This is a genomic window from Rhizobium croatiense (assembly GCF_019793465.1).
Lineage (GTDB): Bacteria > Pseudomonadota > Alphaproteobacteria > Rhizobiales > Rhizobiaceae > Rhizobium > Rhizobium croatiense.
Genome location: NZ_JAILYJ010000013.1, coordinates 114,979 through 131,270 on the forward strand (window position 1 = coordinate 114,979; position 16,292 = coordinate 131,270).

The 16,292-nt window shown below is 61.1% G+C and carries 14 protein-coding genes and 1 pseudogene; 5 read left to right on the top strand and 10 right to left on the bottom strand.

Annotated elements, in window-relative coordinates; genetic code table 11:
* Positions 1–8: 8 nt before the first annotated feature.
* The 4 genes and pseudogenes from K6M89_RS20950 (at position 9) to bfr (ending at position 5,876) form a co-directional block, all read left to right on the top strand.
* On the top strand, positions 9–1,457 hold the full coding sequence (locus K6M89_RS20950) for a Y-family DNA polymerase (RefSeq protein ID WP_313140884.1): 1,449 nt from the start codon (positions 9–11) through the stop codon (positions 1,455–1,457).
* Positions 1,454–4,903, top strand: a complete 3,450-nt coding sequence (locus K6M89_RS20955; RefSeq protein ID WP_222140824.1) for an error-prone DNA polymerase — start codon at positions 1,454–1,456, stop codon at positions 4,901–4,903. The genes K6M89_RS20950 and K6M89_RS20955 overlap by 4 nt, the downstream gene beginning before the upstream one ends.
* A 121-nt stretch (positions 4,904–5,024) precedes the next feature.
* A pseudogene (locus K6M89_RS20960) lies at positions 5,025–5,425 on the top strand ((2Fe-2S)-binding protein).
* On the top strand, positions 5,391–5,876 hold the full coding sequence (gene bfr / locus K6M89_RS20965; protein ID WP_064683952.1) for a bacterioferritin: 486 nt from the start codon (positions 5,391–5,393) through the stop codon (positions 5,874–5,876). Before K6M89_RS20960 ends, bfr begins: the two are co-directional and overlap by 35 nt.
* Positions 5,877–5,944: 68 nt before the next feature.
* On the opposite strand, the gene K6M89_RS20970 is transcribed toward bfr, so the two are convergent.
* The 6 genes from K6M89_RS20970 to rsfS form a co-directional block, all read right to left on the bottom strand.
* On the bottom strand, positions 5,945–6,478 hold the full coding sequence (locus K6M89_RS20970; RefSeq protein WP_064683951.1) for an RNA pyrophosphohydrolase: 534 nt from the start codon (positions 6,476–6,478) through the stop codon (positions 5,945–5,947).
* A gap of 24 nt (positions 6,479–6,502) precedes the next feature.
* On the bottom strand, positions 6,503–7,693 hold the full coding sequence (locus K6M89_RS20975; RefSeq protein WP_222140825.1) for a divergent polysaccharide deacetylase family protein: 1,191 nt from the start codon (positions 7,691–7,693) through the stop codon (positions 6,503–6,505).
* A gap of 77 nt (positions 7,694–7,770) precedes the next feature.
* On the bottom strand, positions 7,771–9,093 hold the full coding sequence (locus tag K6M89_RS20980) for a S41 family peptidase (protein WP_003543943.1): 1,323 nt from the start codon (positions 9,091–9,093) through the stop codon (positions 7,771–7,773).
* The gene (locus K6M89_RS20985; protein ID WP_222140826.1) at positions 9,083–10,486 is read right to left on the bottom strand and encodes a murein hydrolase activator EnvC family protein; all 1,404 of its coding nucleotides are present in this window, start codon (positions 10,484–10,486) and stop codon (positions 9,083–9,085) included. Before K6M89_RS20985 ends, K6M89_RS20980 begins: the two co-directional genes overlap by 11 nt.
* Before the next feature lie 181 nt (positions 10,487–10,667).
* The gene (gene rlmH, locus K6M89_RS20990; protein ID WP_097583121.1) at positions 10,668–11,150 is read right to left on the bottom strand and encodes a 23S rRNA (pseudouridine(1915)-N(3))-methyltransferase RlmH; all 483 of its coding nucleotides are present in this window, start codon (positions 11,148–11,150) and stop codon (positions 10,668–10,670) included.
* Positions 11,151–11,269: 119 nt separating this feature from the next.
* Entirely contained in the window at positions 11,270–11,713 is a 444-nt protein-coding gene (gene rsfS, locus K6M89_RS20995) for a ribosome silencing factor (RefSeq protein WP_097583123.1), read from the bottom strand.
* Positions 11,714–11,923: 210 nt separating this feature from the next.
* On the opposite strand from rsfS, the gene K6M89_RS21000 reads away from it, so the two are divergent.
* Positions 11,924–12,301 (top strand): winged helix-turn-helix domain-containing protein, encoded by a 378-nt coding sequence (locus K6M89_RS21000; RefSeq protein ID WP_097583125.1) that lies wholly within the window; start codon positions 11,924–11,926, stop codon positions 12,299–12,301.
* Positions 12,302–12,380: 79 nt separating this feature from the next.
* Here the strand turns inward: K6M89_RS21000 and modC are convergent, their stop codons facing one another.
* The 4 genes from modC to K6M89_RS21020 all read right to left on the bottom strand — a co-directional run bounded on the left by modC (position 12,381) and on the right by K6M89_RS21020 (position 16,267).
* A complete protein-coding gene (gene modC, locus K6M89_RS21005; RefSeq protein WP_222140827.1) occupies positions 12,381–13,478 on the bottom strand; it encodes a molybdenum ABC transporter ATP-binding protein in 1,098 nt (365 codons plus the stop codon).
* A complete protein-coding gene (gene modB, locus K6M89_RS21010; RefSeq protein WP_222140828.1) occupies positions 13,475–14,176 on the bottom strand; it encodes a molybdate ABC transporter permease subunit in 702 nt (233 codons plus the stop codon). Before modB ends, modC begins: the two co-directional genes overlap by 4 nt.
* Before the next feature lie 213 nt (positions 14,177–14,389).
* Entirely contained in the window at positions 14,390–15,181 is a 792-nt protein-coding gene (modA, locus tag K6M89_RS21015) for a molybdate ABC transporter substrate-binding protein (protein WP_222140829.1), read from the bottom strand.
* Positions 15,182–15,667: 486 nt separating this feature from the next.
* Positions 15,668–16,267 carry a nicotinate-nucleotide adenylyltransferase gene (locus tag K6M89_RS21020; protein ID WP_245443237.1) on the bottom strand — a complete coding sequence of 200 codons (600 nt, stop codon included), beginning with the start codon at positions 16,265–16,267 and terminating at the stop codon, positions 15,668–15,670.
* Positions 16,268–16,292: the final 25 nt, after the last annotated feature.

Genomic DNA, 16,292 nt, shown 5'->3' on the forward strand with positions numbered 1-16,292 from the left:
CACCGCCCATCGTCTGTTCGGCCAAGCTCAACAATGCCATGCGGCTGACGGCACTGGACGAATTGGCCGAGCGGCTGGGGCTCAAAAAGGAGCAGGGCGTTGCCGAGGCGCGCGCCATGTATCCGACGATCGAGGTGGTGGAAGAGGATCCGGCCGCCGACCGCCGGCTGCTGGAGGCAATTGCCGACTGGTGCGACCGTTATACGCCTTTGGTGGCGTTCGACGGCAAGGACGGTCTGTTTCTCGACATTACCGGCTGCACGCATCTTTTCGGCGGTGAGAAGGCGCTTCTCAAGGATGTTCTGTCGCGGCTCTTTCATATGGGGATCGATGCGCGCGGCGCGATCTCATCGTCGCCGGGCCTTTCCTGGGCCGTGTCGCGTTTCGGGCAAAGCGGCGTGATCGAAGATGAGGAGACGGAGCGTGTGCTGATGTCTTTGCCGATCGCAGCCTTGCGGCTGCAAGGGCAAACCGTCGATGCGCTGAAGAAGCTCGGCCTGAAATATATCGGCGACGTCATCAATGCGCCGCGGGCGCCGCTGACCCGCCGGTTCGGGCCGGAATTGCTGCTGCGTCTCGACCAGGCGTTAGGGCATGAAGATGAACCGGTTTCGCCCCGTCGTCCCGTCGCCAGCCTTTCGGCCGAAAGCCGTCTGATCGAGCCCATCGGAACGGAGGAACAGATCCTTGCCGTCACAAGGCAGGTCGCCGTATCGCTGCAGCCGTCGCTGGAGGCACGAGGCGCCGGCGGGCGGGTGTTCGAATTGGTTCTATTCCGCGTCGACGGCAGGGTCTTCCGTATTTCCGTCGGCGCTTCGCAACCGCTTCGCGAACCGAAATTTATCGCCGGGCTTTTTTCCGAACGACTGCAGGCGGTCTATGACGATCTCGATGCCGGCTATGGTTTCGAGATCGTACGGCTGAATGTGTTGCAGCATGATCCCTTCAACGAAGCGCAGGCTGATTTCGAGGGCGATCGTCAGGGAGAAATCTCCCTTTCGGCTTTCGTCGACCGTGTCTCCGCCCGGCTGGGTGCGGATTGCCTGCAAAGCTTCCAACTCCGTGAGAGCCATGTGCCGGAACGCGCCGTCATCGCAGTTCCGACGATGGATAAGCTTTCAAGGCGGGGGAAGGCGGAACAGGGCGGTTCTCTCCCTTTCCGCGAAGAGCGTCCGTTGCGGCTTTTTGCAACGCCGGAGCCTGTCGAGACTATACTCGCCGAAGTGCCCGATGGCCCGCCGCAGATCTTCCGCTGGCGGCGCATGCAGCATCAAGTGGCAAAAAGCGAAGGTCCGGAGCGGATTGCCATGGAGTGGTGGATCGACGGAAGCGACGCGGAGGCGCGCGATTATTTCCGTATCGAGGATGAGGCCGGACATCGCTTCTGGATCTATCGTCGAGGTTTCTATGGTCAGGAGCTCGACCCTCGCTGGTTCATGCACGGGGTATTCGCATGAAGGCCGAACGTGCATTCTTCGAGATTGGCGCGAGGACGAATTTCTCGTTTCTCGAAGGCGCCTCCGGCCCCGAGGAGATGGTCGTACAGGCCGCCCATCTCCGGCTCGGCGGCCTCGGGATTGCGGACAGGAATTCGGTTGCCGGCGTGGTCAGGGCCCATGCGCAGGCGTTGCAGATCGAGGAGAAGTACAAGAACAGACATGAGACAGATTTTCAGGCGAAGGAAGGCGAGGAAATCCTCGATCCGGTCAGGGTTCAGCCGGGTGCCCGTCTCGTCTTCTCCGATGATACGCCCGAGATTCTCGCCTATCCCAGAAACCGCCGCGGTTGGGCAAATCTCTGCCGGCTTCTCAGCGCCGGCAATCTGAAGGAGGAGGCGGTCAAGGGAACCTGCATCCTGACGGAAGCGGAGCTCATGGAATGGGGAGACGAGATGATGCTTGCTCTCGTTCCGGATCGTACCCTTGTCGATCATCAGCAGGGCCAGTCGGCGCTGGAAGATTATCTGGAGCGGTTTCGCAGGCGATTCCGCAAGGCTATTTTTATGGCGTTGGCGCCGGCCTATGACGGCCGCGACAGGCAGGTCTTTGCTGTGCTTGCCATGCTTGCCGCCCGAAATCGCGTGCCGTTGATTGCCACCAACCAGCCACTTTACCACCATCCTGAACGCCGGCCGCTTTCGGACGTCGTGATCGCGATCCGGGAGCATGTGCAGATATCGCAAGCCGGATTCCTGCTGGCGCCGAATGCCGAGCGTTACCTCAAGGATTCACGTGAAATGGTCCGGATCTTCCGGGACTATCCTGGTGCGATCGAGAATGCCCGGGTCTTTTTCGACAAGCTGACCTTTTCACTGAAGGAACTGGAGCATAATTATCCGCCTGAAAACGACCCCGGCGAAACGCCACAGGAGACCCTCGAAAGGCTGACGAGAGCGGGAGCAGTCAAACGCTATCCCGAGGGTGTGCCGCCCAAGGTGGCAAAGCAGATCGATTATGAACTGAAACTCATCGGTGATAAGAACTACGCGTCCTACTTCCTGACGGTTCACAGGATCATCCAACACGCCCGTTATGACCTTAAGGTCTTGTGCCAGGGGCGCGGATCGGCGGCGAATTCGGTCATCTGCTATTGTCTCGAAATAACGGAGGTCAATCCTGAAAAGAGCACGCTGCTCTTCGACCGCTTCATTTCGATGGATCGCGACGAACCGCCGGATATCGACGTCGATTTCGAGCATGACCGGCGTGAGGAAGTCATCCAGTTCATCTACGGACGATATGGCATCGAACATGCCGGGCTGACGGCGGGAGTGACCACCTACCGCACCCGTTCGGCCGGCCGCGAGGTCGCCAAGGCCTTCGGCCTGTCGGAGGATGTTCAGTCGGCGATCAGCAGCCTCGTCTGGGGTTGGTCGGAGGACAATCTTTCCGACAGGGATGCCAAGGCGGCCGGTCTCGACGTCAAGGATCCAGTGACCCAGAATGTGCTGCAATATGCCTCCGAGCTTCTCGGTTTCCCGCGCCACCTCACCCAGCATGTCGGCGGCTTCGTCATCACACGGGACCGGCTCGACGAGGTCGTGCCGATCATGAAGACGGCGATGCCGGATCGCTACATGATCGAATGGGACAAGGACGATCTCGACAACGTCAAGATCCTCAAAGTGGATGTGCTGGCGCTCGGCATGCTGACCTGCCTGCGGAAGGCCTTTTCGCTGCTTGAACTGCATTATGATGTCAAGAAGACGCTCGCAGACCTCGGCAACAGGGAGCATGGGGACGAGGGCAAGCCGGTCTATGAGATGATGGGCCGGGCCGATACGCTTGGTGTCTTCCAGATCGAAAGCCGGGCGCAGATGAGCATGCTGCCGCGCCTGAAGCCGAAGATATTCTACGACCTCGTCATCGAGGTGGCGATCGTCCGACCGGGGCCGATCCAGGGCGATATGGTCCATCCCTATCTGAAACGCCGAGAACAGCGCGCCAGGAACATTCCGATCGAATATCCGAGCAAGGAGCTGGAAGCGGTGCTCGAAAGAACCCTCGGCGTGCCCCTGTTTCAGGAGCAGGCGATGCAGATCGCGATCACCGCTGCGGGCTTCAGGCCGGCAGAGGCCGACAAACTTCGCAGGGCGATGGCGACATTCAAGCGAACCGGTACGATCGGCGATTTCGAGAAGCGCTTCATCGAGGGAATGGTCTCAAAGGATTACGATCCCGAGTTCGCAAAACAATGTTTCAATCAGATCAAAGGTTTCGGTGAGTACGGCTTTCCGGAAAGCCATGCTGCTTCCTTCGCGCTGCTGGTTTATGCCTCTTCATGGCTCAAGGCCTATTATCCCGATGTCTTCTGCGCGGCGATGCTGAACTCCCAGCCGATGGGGTTTTATGCGCCGGCTCAGCTGGTGCGGGATGCGCGCGAGCATGGAGTAAAGATCCTGCCGGTCGACATCAATGAATCGGACTGGGATTGTACCCTTGAGGAGGCTGCCTTCGACCGGAAGGCCGTCGATTTCCGGCATGGCGAGATGGGCGGGATCATCAAGACCCGGCATGCGGTGCGGCTGGGTTTCCGGCAGATCAAGGGTCTTTCGTCGGACGATATGAAACGGCTCGTCGACAATCGCGGTCAAGAATACAGTACGGTGCGTGATCTCTGGCTGCGGTCCGGCTTGCAGAAGTCGGTCATCGAGCGGCTGGCGGATGCGGATGCGTTCCGATCCATTCATCTGTCACGGCGCGAAGCGCTTTGGGCTGTGCGGGCACTGGATGTGAAGAGTGCAGCCGAAGAACTGCCCCTTTTCGAACAGGTCCGTCATGTCGACCTTCAGCCAGAACCCGCGGCGGTGCTGCCGGATATGCTGCCGGGAGAGCAGGTGATCGAAGACTATCGTTATCTCTCCCTGTCGCTGAAAGCGCATCCGGTCTCCTTCCTGCGCGAGGAGTTCCGGAAGATCGGCATCACCCGCAATGTCGATCTTCTGGCGGTGCCGAACGGAAAGAGGGTGACGATCGCCGGCCTGGTGCTCGTGCGCCAGCGGCCGGGTTCGGCCAAGGGCGTGATCTTCATGACGCTGGAGGACGAGACCGGGGTCGCCAATGCGATCGTCTGGAACAAGATATTCGACAAATACCGGGCGATCGTCATGGGGGCTCGGCTCGTAAAAATCCGCGGCAGGCTGCAAAGCCATAGCGGCGTGATCCATACGGTCGTCGAGCATATCGAGGACATGACACCGGCGCTCGGCATCCTGCAACGCGAGGCTCGCCGTTTCGGCGCCTGCGAGCGGTCGGACGAGGTGCTGAGACCAGGAGGCGACCAGCGGGAGATCGCCGAGGCGCGGAAGGGGGCGGAATTGGAAAAACGGGTGCTGGCCGCAGGCCGCCATGCGGGCGTGGCGGAAACCGCCGAAGTCATGCCGCGCGGGCGGAATTTTCATTGACGTGCATTGCGCCGGTCGGAATCATCCGGACATGCCTTCATTATGTGTGGGGGGTTACCGCCCGGAATCGCCCTCATAATTTAGACAATCTGCAACAAGCATTACCCATCGCTGCTGCCCGATGGCGCCGGACTCGAATTTTTTCTTGACAGCCACCATCTTCTTTAGCAAAAAAACACGATAGTCAGTGTCATGTTTGGAAATGAAGACGTGCTTGTCTGCAGCTGCAATTATATAACCGACAAGGAAATCCGGGAGGTTATCACCAACCTTCTCGACGAAGACTGTTGGCAACTTATCGTGCCTGCGAAGGTCTACCACGCCATGGAAAAACGCGGCCGTTGCTGCGGCTGCTTCCCCAATGTGGTCGATATCATTATCCAGACGACCGAGGAATATCACGCCCGTCGCCACTCGACGGAGACCGAAATATTTGATTTCATGTCACGCTTGAAACAATTCCATGAGGAAAACAGGAGAGCGGACATTGAAAGGCGACAAAAAGGTCATCGAGCGGCTTAACGAGGCACTGTTCCTCGAGCTCGGGGCGGTCAATCAATATTGGGTTCATTATCGACTTCTCGAGGACTGGGGCTACACCAAGCTCGCTAAGAAGGAGCGGGCCGAATCCATCGAAGAAATGCACCATGCCGACAGGCTTGTCGCGCGCATCATCTTCCTCGAAGGCCATCCCAATCTGCAGACTCTGGCGCCCCTGCGCATCGGCCAGAACGTCAAGGAAGTGCTGGAAGCCGATCTTGCCGGCGAATATGACGCCCGCACCGCCTACAAGAAGTCGCGCGATATCTGTCACGAGGCCGGCGACTACGTTTCCATGAAACTCTTCGAAGAATTACTGGCGGATGAGGAGGGCCATATCGACTTCCTCGAAACGCAGATCGATCTGCTCGAGAAAATCGGCGAGAGCAAATACGGCCAGCTCAACGCCGATTCCGCCAACGAAGCCGAATAATTCGGATGGAAATGCCGGCCGCTCCACGCGGTCGGCATCTTCAATTCACATCTGCGGGCAACAGGCGCTCAGTCTTCGGCCTGTAGCGCTGCCAGATGCCGGAACTCGGCGATCACCTGGTCATAAACGGCGCGCTTGAAGGGGACGATCAGGCCGGGCAGCTCCTGCATCGGCTTCCATTCCCAGGCATCGAATTCCGGATCATGACCGCCCGGCGGCGGGTTGATGGCGATCTCGCTTTCGTCGCCCTCGAAGCGGAAGGCGAACCAGCGCTGTGTCTGGCCGCGGAACTTTCCTTTCAATCCGATGCCGATCAGCGCCGGCGGCAGATCATAGTTGATCCAGTTGCTCGCCTCGGCAAGCAGGGTCACCGTTCTGATCCCGGTTTCCTCATAGAGCTCACGATAGGCGGCGTCCAAGGGATCCTCGCCCTTGTCGATGCCGCCCTGGGGCATCTGCCACAGCTGCGGCGAGCCGTCATATTCGGAATTGCCGTCGGGGATCCGTCGTCCGGCCCAGACCAGGCCATCGCGGTTCAGGATCATGACGCCGACGCATGGACGGTAGGGCAGATCCTCGGCTTTCACGGTCGCCTGGCTCATCTTCTTCTCCGTTCAGGAATTCTCTCAGGGGCTTCTCGGGTCGTTGGAAAGCGCCGCGACGCCGACGATCTCGATGCCGCGCATGGACGCTTCCTCGCTCCATTTGGCGATGGCGTCGACACTTTCATCGAAAGCCGAGGCGATGCCGATCGCCTGGCCGTTCTTACGGGCGATGCGTTCGAGCTCGTCGAGCTTCTTCAGGATGGCGCCAAGATCGAGCTGGCCGTCGAGCTGCAGGTCGGCAAAGGCATAGGGCAGTTCGGTGCCCTTGGCGACCGTCGCGGTTTTCGACTGTGCCGACGTGCCGTCGTCGAGGAACAGGAGGCCGCGTTTGCCGATATCGCGCATGACAGGTTCCATGGCGGCGGGGTCGGAGAGGAAACGGCCGCCGAGATAGTTCATGATGCCGGTGTAATTGGTGATCTCACCCATCGCCTTGTGCAGGTTCTCGATGTTACGGGCCACCGGCTTCGAGGTCAGCAGGGTCTCCGGGCCGGGATCATTGGCCGGGTAATCAAATGGCTCGAGCGGAACCTGCAAAAGAATTTCGTGACCGCCGCGGCGGGCTTCCTGCATCCAGCGCTGCAGGCTGTTGCCGCTTGCGGCAAAGGCGAGGGTGATTTCCTCCGGCAATTCGGCGATGGCGCGCTGCGTCCCCGTCTGGCTAAGGCCGAGGCCGCTGACGACAATGGCAATGCGGATGCCGCGTGCGCCGGATGAGGGGCGGGCATATTGGTCCATCGGCCGCCGACCATCGGGGCCGACGATTGGCAGCCTGCCAAAGGCAGTGTCTTCGAGTAGCGCTTCATTGGGTTGGGCCGCCATGCGCGGGTCCTGGCCGATCTGCATGGCATCGACCAGCACCGGTCCGCTGCCGTCGCGCGGGCGGGGACTGTATTTGGTGACGACGGAGCCATCGCCGGTGATCATCTGTTCGACATTGGCGCCCGAGCGTGGATCGGCGCGGGGCATTCCGTCCGCCGCCTGGTCGGCAGCGGTCGTCGGCGCCTTGCCGGAAGCCTGGGTTGCAGCCTGTTCGGCCGCCGGCGATTTGGCGCGCTCCAGCCCGTCGCCCCGAAAGGCGGTATAGAGAGAAAAGCCGCCTATTGCGAAAAGGCAGAGACTGGCAGCGATGCGGCCGAGGCGCAGCACGCCAGGACGCCGGCTGCCGGTTTTGCGGTTGCGCCCCAAAGGCACATGCAGGTCCGTTCCCAATTTTCTCGCCCGCTCCAAAACCGGGAAACAGCATAAAGGGTCAAGGCCGGGCGAGTGCCCGGCCTTGCGACGATCGATTACTTGGCGACGACGGCCTTATCAGGATTCGGCGGGAAGGCCGGATCGGTCTTCTTGCCGCGCAGAAGGTCGAGCGCGTAGTTCAGCTGAACGTCATCCTTCGGATCCGGCGGCACGTAGGCAACGGAGCCCGAACCTTCATCGGTTTCGCTCTGACCCTTGATGTGGCCGCGCAGGCTGGATTCGCCTTCGGTCACCATCTTGCCCTGCAGTTCTTCCGGCAGCGGCTCTTCGACCTTGATGTCAGGCGTGATGCCGGTGCCCTGGATCGAGCGGCCCGACGGTGTGTAATAGAGCGCCGTCGTCAAGCGCAGCGCGCCGTTCTCGCCAAGCGGGATAATCGTCTGGACGGAACCCTTGCCGAAGGAACGGGTGCCGAGGACGGTGGCGCGGCGCAGATCCTGAAGCGCGCCGGCAACGATTTCCGATGCGGAGGCCGAACCGCCGTTGATCAGCACGATGACCGGTTTGCCGTCGGTCAGGTCGCCCGGGCCGGCGTTGAAGCGGCGGGTTTCATCAGGATTGCGGCCGCGGGTCGAAACGACCTCGCCGCGCTGCAGCAGGGCGTCAGAGACATTGATCGCCTGGTCAAGCAGGCCACCCGGGTTAAGGCGCAGGTCGAGGACGTAACCCTTCAGCTTGTCGGCCGGAACGGTGTCCTTGATCTTCTTGATCGCCTTTTCCATGTCGGGATAGGTCTTCTCGGTGAACGAGATGATGCGGAGGTAACCGACATCGTCCTCGACGCGCGATTTGACCGCCTGGACGGCGACGACGTCACGGACGATCGTCAGCTCAATCGGCTTATCGGCGCCCTTGCGGATCAGCGTCAGCTTGATCGGCGTGTTGACGGCGCCACGCATCTTCTCGACCGCGTCTTCCAGCTTCAGGCCGCGCACGGACTGGCCGTCGATCTCGGAGATGTAGTCGCCGGCGAGAACGCCGGCCTTGGCGGCGGGCGTATCGTCGATCGGGGTGATGACCTTGACGAGCTCGTCTTCCATCGTGACTTCGATGCCGAGGCCGCCGAACTCACCCTTGGTCTGGGTGCGCATGTCCTCGGCGTCCTTCGCATTCATATAGCTCGAATGCGGATCGAGCGAGGAAAGCATGCCGTTGATGGCATTCTCGATCAGCTTGTCTTCGGCCGGCGGCGTGACGTACTGCGCACGCACGCGTTCGAAGACGTCGCCAAATACCGAGAGTTCCTTATATGTAGAGGATCCGGCCGCTTCTGCCGGCACACCTGCCGAGTAAATGACGCTCATCGCGGTCGCACCCATCAATGCGCCGACCAGAACAAGAGAAGCCCTACGAATCATTGCGTGCCTTTCCAGTGTCCTTGGCGGTCCACCACGGTCGGGAATCGACCGGTTTACCGTCTTTTCGAAATTCAATGTAAAGCGTTGGCCGGTCCGTTTCCAGCGCCAATGCAGTTGCGCTTGCCACTCTTTTCGCTCCCATCACGGCGAGCGGCTCGCCGGAAAAAACGAATTTTCCCTGACGGGTATTGATCGTATCCATTCCCGAGAGAACCAGGTGATATCCATCGCCCGCGTCAAGAATGATCATCTGGCCGTAACTGCGGAAAGCGCCGGCGAAAACCACCAGGCCGTCTGCAGGCGCCGTCACCACTGTCTCCGGGTTGGTGGCGACCGTCATGCCCATGGCCTCGTGCCCGGTGCCGTCGGCATCGCCGAACTGGCGCAGGATATCGCCTGCCACCGGCAGCTCCAATTTGGCCCTCAATTCTCCGAAGGGATATGCGGGCGCAATGCGGTTTTTATCGGGCACGCCGCTCTCGGCCAGAGCCTTGGCCTGAGCCCGCTGCTCGTCGGTCAGGAGCCTGCGATTCTCCTCGGCCTGGCGGGCGGCGGCAGCCGCGTCGCGCACCGAAGCGATCTCGGATTCCATGGAAGCGACGAGGCCTTCGAGGCTGGTCGCCTTGCCCGCCAGTTCCTCCGAACGCTTCCTTTCGGCCTGTAGATCGGCGGCGTTGCTGCGGCTGAGCTTGTCATTTTCGGCAAGCAGCAGGTCCATGCGCCGCTCTTCCTCGATGCTATCGGTCATCGTCGCGGTCAGGCCGGCCTTCTCGGCCGCACTTGCCGTCTGCAGCGCGGCGAGGCTTGCAAGATCTGCGGCGAGCTTGTCGGTTTCCTTGCGGATGCCGGGCACGACGGCGCCGAGCAGGATGGCGCTGCGCACGGAAGCGAGCGCGTCATCGGGGGTGACCAGCAAGGCCGGGGGCGGGTTGCGGCCCATCCGCTGGAGTGCGGCCAACACCTCGGCCAGCAAGCCGCGGCGCTCGTGCAGCGAACGGCGGATGCCATCCTCTCTGACGCCGAGATCGGCCAGCTTCTTCTCGCTTTCGAGAATCTGCTTCTCGAGCCCCTTGCGGCGGGCGGCGGAATCGATCAGCGCCTGGCGGATGCTCTGCGTGCTTTTTTCCAGATTGGCGATGCTTTGCTGGAGTTCACTCACCTTGTCCGAGGAAAGGTTGATTGATTTCGACAGGGTTTCGAGCTCGGCGCGGGTCTGATCGCGTTTGGCGGCAAGTTCAGCGGCCGGATCGGGCGGCGGCGGCTCGGCTGCCGGCGGCGGCGCTGCAGATTGTGCCGCTGCCGGCGCGGCTTCCTGGGCCTGGACGGTGAAGGTGTTTGCGGACACGACGATGACGGCGACACCAAAACCGGCCGCAAGTGCCGGCAGAATCATGCGGTGTCGCCTGGTTGGTGTCGTCGTCATGCGTGTCGGGGCACTTTCTCAAATCGCGCGGAGACTAAGCTGATTTGGCACGCTTTGCCAGAAAGTTTGCAAGCGAACGGCCGGCCACGCGAAACACGGCTGCGTGACAATGCGACGCATCGTCAAAGACTTGAGTTCCACGTGGAACATCTCAGATGCGGTGATAGGGATGGCCGGACAGTATGGTGACGGCGCGATAGAGCTGCTCGGCGATCAGCGTGCGGACGAGCTGGTGCGGCCAGGTCATTTTGCCAAGGCAGAGCGTGGCGTCGGCACGATCGTAGAGCGCGGGATCGAGGCCGTCGGCGCCGCCGATCGCGATCGTCAGCTCGCGTTTGCCCTGGTCGCGATAGGCGCCGAGCAGATTTGCGAAGGCTTCGCTGTCGAGCGCCTTGCCGCGTTCGTCGAGAAGAATAAGGACGCTGCCTTCGGAAAGCGATTTCAACAGCATCGCCGCCTCCTCGCGCTTGCGGGTCTCCGCATTGGAAGCGCGGCTTTCGGCTACCTCGGCGATACGGGCAAGTTCGAGGCCGACCGCAGGGCCGGCCTTGGCGAAACGATCAAAATAACGGGTCGCAAGATCCTTTTCGGGGCCGGATTTCAGCCGTCCCACCGCAAAAAGACCAACGCGCATTCACCCGCTCCCGCTCATGAGGCATCTGCGGCGCACGAAGCGCCCACCGGCCGGCATACGATGTTTCCCAGCCAGTCAATGCCACGTCTCAGGCGCCGGTCAGAATGCCGGACCGCCTGTCAGTGCCGTGTCTCTTCATCCATATCGGGAGCCGCCCACATCTTTTCGATGTTGTAGAACTCTCGAATTTCAGGACGGAACACATGCACGATAATGTCACCGGTGTCGATCAGGATCCAGTCACCGCCCTCCTGACCTTCGACGCGGGCCGTACCGAAGCCATCGTCCTTGAGATCGGTGAGCAGGTGGTCCGAGATCGCCATGACATGCCTGTTCGAGCGGCCGGAGACGACGATCATGTAGTCTCCCAGCGCCGATTTTCCGGCAATGTCGATGGTGACGATATCTTCGGCTTTGGAGTCCTCGAGGCTGGCGAGGACGGCTTCTAGGGCGCGGGCAGCGGCATCGGCGCCACGTTCTGCGCTCTTCGGGAGAACGGCGAGCGTTTTTCCCTTGGCGTGTACTGTTGTCAGTGCTTTCCCTTTCCTGGAATGACAAGCCATGCACAACACGAGATCCGATCACGACCGGATCATGGTTAAGATAGGCATCAAACCATTAATGTTTCAAGACGTGCTAACGTACGGAGCGGCGGAAAATCCGATCTGGCGACCGAATTGAACTATATTGCTGCCCTCGCTGCTTGTCCGGGCGGTGTACAGTTTCCTGGCCGGAGCGTAAAGTGCCGGAAATTCCACCATCTGCAGATTCGAATGACCGATCCGGCCGCAAAAACACTCGTTCCCATCTTGCGAATCAGCTTCCCGGATGAGGATCGGCTCGGACGCGGCAAGATGGAACTGCTGGAACACATCCGCGTGACCGGATCGATCTCCGCAGCCGGGCGGGCGATGGATATGTCCTATCGCCGGGCATGGCTGCTGGTCAGCGAGATGAACCGGATGTTCTGCGAACAGGTGGTGGAATCACAACGCGGCGGCCAGAAGGGCGGCGGTGCGGCGCTGACGCCGTTCGGCGAGCAATTGCTGGCGCGGTTTCGCCGGATGGAAAGCATTTTGCAAGCGAGCCTTGCCGAGGACCTTGCCTGGCTCGAGGCAAAGCGCAACCCGCGGCGGGATGGGCACGGCTAAACCTCCAGAGCATGATGCCGAAAAGTGTGAGCGGTTTTCGGACGACATCATGCTCTAAACCTTTAATTCAGAACAGGATTCAGATTTTAGGCTGACCGGGCCGAAAATCATCCTGTTCCAGGGCAACCGTCTTGATGACGGCGAAGACGGTCTTGCCGGGTCGAAGATCGAGGCGCTCGCAGGAGAGCGCGGTGATGCGCGAGAGGATGCTATCGCCGCCGCAGTCGAGCCGGATTTCAACCGTTCCGTCCGCATCCTGAAATAACTGTTCGATCCTGCCTTCGACAATGTTGAGGGCACTGAGCCCCTCCGGTCTTGCCGTCGCCAGCATGACGTCGCGCGACGGGATGCGGATGCGGACCGGACTGCCGGGCGCGAGTGCCGCGCCGGGGATATGCAGCCGACCGGATTTGAGGGCGACGGTCGAGAGATGGTGACGCGCGTCGAAGCTGTCGACGATTCCTTGCAGCAGCGCGCCCGCCTCTTTCCGGTCGAAGGCCGCAGAGGCGCGGCTCAAAATGTCGACGGCCGGGCCGACCGCCTCCACCCTGCCGTCGCGCATGACCACCACTTTGTTTGCGAGCCGCGCCACCTCGGCGATCGAATGGCTGACATAGACGATCGGGATTTCGGTCTGATCCCGTAATCGCTCGAGATAGGGCAGGATCTCGGCCTTGCGCGCCTCGTCGAGGGCGGCCAGCGGCTCGTCCATCAAGAGCAGCCGGGGCGAGCAGAGAAGGGCGCGGCCGATCGCGACCCGCTGCTTCTCACCGCCGGAAAGTTTGGCGGGACTGCGATCCAGCAGCGTCTCGATGCCGAGCAGGTCGACGACGTGATCGAAGCTCTCGCCGCCTGCAGGTCTTGGCGCGAACCAGCGGCCGTAGGAAAGATTGGCACGGACGCTGAGATGCGGGAACAGTCGCGCCTCCTGGAAGACATAACCGAAATGACGGCGGTGTTTCGGAACGAAGAGGCCGGCTTTGGTTTCGGTCAGGGTTTCACCGTCAAGGATAACGCGGCCCTCGTCCGGACGGGCGAGGCCGGCGATGATGCGGATCAGTGAGGTCTTGCCGGAGCCGGAGCGTCCGAACAGCGCGGTCACGCCGCCTTCGGATGTGAAGGCGGCGTCGAGAAAGAACCCGCCGAGTCTCTGTTTTGCCTCGACGATCAACGTCATTCCGGATCAATCCTTCGGCCGGCGAAACGCGCGAGGAACTCGGAGGCGAGCAGGGCGGTCATGGAAATGATGACGGCGACGAGCGTCAGGCGCAGCGCGCCGGCATCGCCGCCGGGCACCTGGGTAAAGGTATAGATGGCGGACGCCAAGGTCTGGGTCTCGCCGGGAATGTTGGAGACGAAGGTGATTGTCGCGCCGAATTCGCCCATCGCCTTGGCGAAGGAAAGGATCATGCCGGTGATGATGCCGGGCAGGGTCAGTGGCAGCGTCACCGTCAGAAAGACCAGGATCGGACCGGCCCCCAGCGTTCCGGCGGCCTCCTCGAGTTTGCGGTCGACCGCCTCGATCGACAGACGGATGCTGCGCACCATCAGCGGAAAGGCCATGACGGCGCAGGCGAGTGCCGCACCCGTCCAGCGGAAGGAAAAGACGATGCCGAAATACTGGTCGAGCAGGCTGCCGATCGGACCACGGCGGCCGAAGAGGATGAGGAGAAGAAAACCGGTGACGACGGGGGGCAGGATCAGCGGCAGGTGAACAATGCCGTTCAGCACCGACTTGCCCCAGAAACGGCCGCGGGCAAGCAGCAAAGCGACCAGGATGCCGAGGGGCAGGCTCGCCAGCATGGCGACGACCGAGACGCGCAGGCTGAGCAGGATCGCCGTCCATTCTTCATCGCTCAGGCCGAACATATCCAAACGCAGTTGTCTCCACGAAATCGAAGGCTCGCTGAGGCTCACTTTGCCTTTTACTCCGCGTCATCCTCGGCCTTGTGCCGAGGATCTGCTGCCCTATCAAACGGATGCAGATGCTCGGGACAAGCCCGAGCATGACGAAAGAGCAATAGGCCGGCTCCGTTAGCCTCACGCTAAGCCGTCGTTGTTGATTCCGCAATCATTTCGCCCCCTCAGTCACTTGCGAACGGTAAATCCCTGCGCTGTGAAGAAGCCGGCTGCCTTGTCGGATTTCAGGAAGTCGAGATAGGCTGCGGCGTCCGGGTTCCTGCTCTCGGCAAGAATGGCGACCGGATAGATGATCGGCGGGTGGGAATCGGCCGGGAAGGTGCCGACGATGGCGACACCCTTATCGGCCGTTGCGTCCGTCTGGTAGACGATGCCATAGGGCGCCTCGCCGCGGGAGACCAGGGCAAGGGCGGCGCGCACGCTTTCGGCGCCGGCGACTTTGGTTTCGACCGATGTCCAAACGCCGAGCTTTTCGAGCGCGGCCACGGCGTATTTGCCGGCCGGGACCGATTTCGGCTCACCCATGGCCAGCTTGCCGTCACCGAGCAGACCGGCAAGATCGAAGCCTTGCTTGATCTCGACCGGGTTGGCCTTGTCCTTTTCGGCAACGAGCACGATCCGGTTTCTAAGCAGCTTGGTGCGGCTGTCGGCCTTGATCAGGTTCTTCTTGGCGACGTAATCCATCCAGTCGAGGTCGGCCGAGATGAAGATATCGGCAGGGGCCGCGTTTTCGATCTGTTTGGCGAGTGCGCCGCTTGCCGCATAGGAGGCGACGGCTTCCTTGCCGCTCTCCTTGGCCCAGGCGGCGTTGGCGGCATCGAGCGCGTCCTTGAGGCTTGCCGCCGCAAAGACGGTCAGCTTTTCGGCGGCTTCTGCCGGAGCCGGCAGCGCTGCCGCGCCAAGCCAGAGAGCCGCGATCGCGGCGGTTGTCAGTTTCATCCATTGGCGGCGGTTCTGCATGATTCTGTCCCAGGATTCGAAATATCTTGACGAATATAACGATGCTCGGGTTTTGGCTAGGGATATATCCAAGGAAATATAACCCTGTTGTTGACGATGAGGATCCACGTTGTTTATGAAGCGCATGGCTGTTTCGAGAACAGGAGATTCGGCGGTACTGATATGGCTGGGAAAGCCCGCGACAAACCGCAAGAACCCGCCGGGACAATGGCCATTTTCGTCCGCCTTGCCGATAAAATCGGCAGCAGTCGGAGCCTCTCGGCCTCAGTGTTGCACCGCCAGCATTGCTGCATTGCACAAATCGATATTCACCTTTCTCAGGAATGTGGTACAACACACTCATCGCAACGGCTTTCTCCTCCTCCCATAAGCCGTTCGACAGGATCGACAACACTCCTCCTCCCAGTTGTCGATCGAGATTATAAGCCCGACGGATCTCCTCCCCCGTCGGGCTTTCTCGTTTTTGGGATTTCCCTAAGATTTAGCCTATTTGGAGCTGCCCGGCAGCGAACCGTTGCGGATTGCCGTCGAGCTCAGGCCGGACCGTGGTCCGTGAATGAACGTCCAGGCCGGCGCCGGTTTCTTCCAGAGCACGCGCGCATCGTCCTCGTCGATGCGGGCGAAATCGAAGGTCCGCGTCATCTTCGAGGAGAGATAGGAGAGTGTCGCGCCCGGCCGGTCGATCACGGCGATCGGGAAGGTGCGGGCAATCTCCTGCCACTTCTGCCATTTGTGAAAGGTCTGCAGGCTGTCGGCGCCCATGATCCAGATGAAATGCACATGCGGATTGCGGGCCTTGATGCGGGCTAGCGTATTGGCGGTGTAGCTGACGCCGAGTGCCTGTTCGAAGGCGGTGACCTTGATGCGCGGATCGGCGGCGACACGCTCGCTTTCGGCAATGCGTTCGGCAAGCGGTGCGAGCTGGTTGCGGCTCTTCAGCGGATTGCCCGGGGTCACCATCCACCAGAGCTGGTCGAGGCCGAGCCGCTTGATGGCGATCTCGGCAACAAGCGCGTGGCCCTGATGCGGCGGATTGAACGATCCGCCGAACAGGCCGATGACCATGCCGCGCTCGCTGTGCGGCATGCGGAGGTAGCGCCGATCCAGATTT

What these genes read in the sequence shown, in the direction of transcription:
- K6M89_RS21020 (WP_245443237.1), bottom strand. Translation starts at nt 16,267, where the DNA reads ATGCCGCACAGCGAGCGCGGCATGGTCATCGGCCTGTTCGGCGGATCG.
- rlmH (WP_097583121.1), bottom strand. Translation starts at nt 11,150, where the DNA reads ATGCGCGTTGGTCTTTTTGCGGTGGGACGGCTGAAATCCGGCCCCGAA.
- modC (WP_222140827.1), bottom strand. Translation starts at nt 13,478, where the DNA reads ATGACGTTGATCGTCGAGGCAAAACAGAGACTCGGCGGGTTCTTTCTC.
- K6M89_RS20980 (WP_003543943.1), bottom strand. Translation starts at nt 9,093, where the DNA reads ATGATTCGTAGGGCTTCTCTTGTTCTGGTCGGCGCATTGATGGGTGCG.
- rsfS (WP_097583123.1), bottom strand. Translation starts at nt 11,713, where the DNA reads ATGGCTTGTCATTCCAGGAAAGGGAAAGCACTGACAACAGTACACGCC.
- K6M89_RS20985 (WP_222140826.1), bottom strand. Translation starts at nt 10,486, where the DNA reads ATGATTCTGCCGGCACTTGCGGCCGGTTTTGGTGTCGCCGTCATCGTC.
- K6M89_RS21000 (WP_097583125.1), top strand. Translation starts at nt 11,924, where the DNA reads ATGACCGATCCGGCCGCAAAAACACTCGTTCCCATCTTGCGAATCAGC.
- K6M89_RS20955 (WP_222140824.1), top strand. Translation starts at nt 1,454, where the DNA reads ATGAAGGCCGAACGTGCATTCTTCGAGATTGGCGCGAGGACGAATTTC.
- K6M89_RS20970 (WP_064683951.1), bottom strand. Translation starts at nt 6,478, where the DNA reads ATGAGCCAGGCGACCGTGAAAGCCGAGGATCTGCCCTACCGTCCATGC.
- modA (WP_222140829.1), bottom strand. Translation starts at nt 15,181, where the DNA reads ATGCAGAACCGCCGCCAATGGATGAAACTGACAACCGCCGCGATCGCG.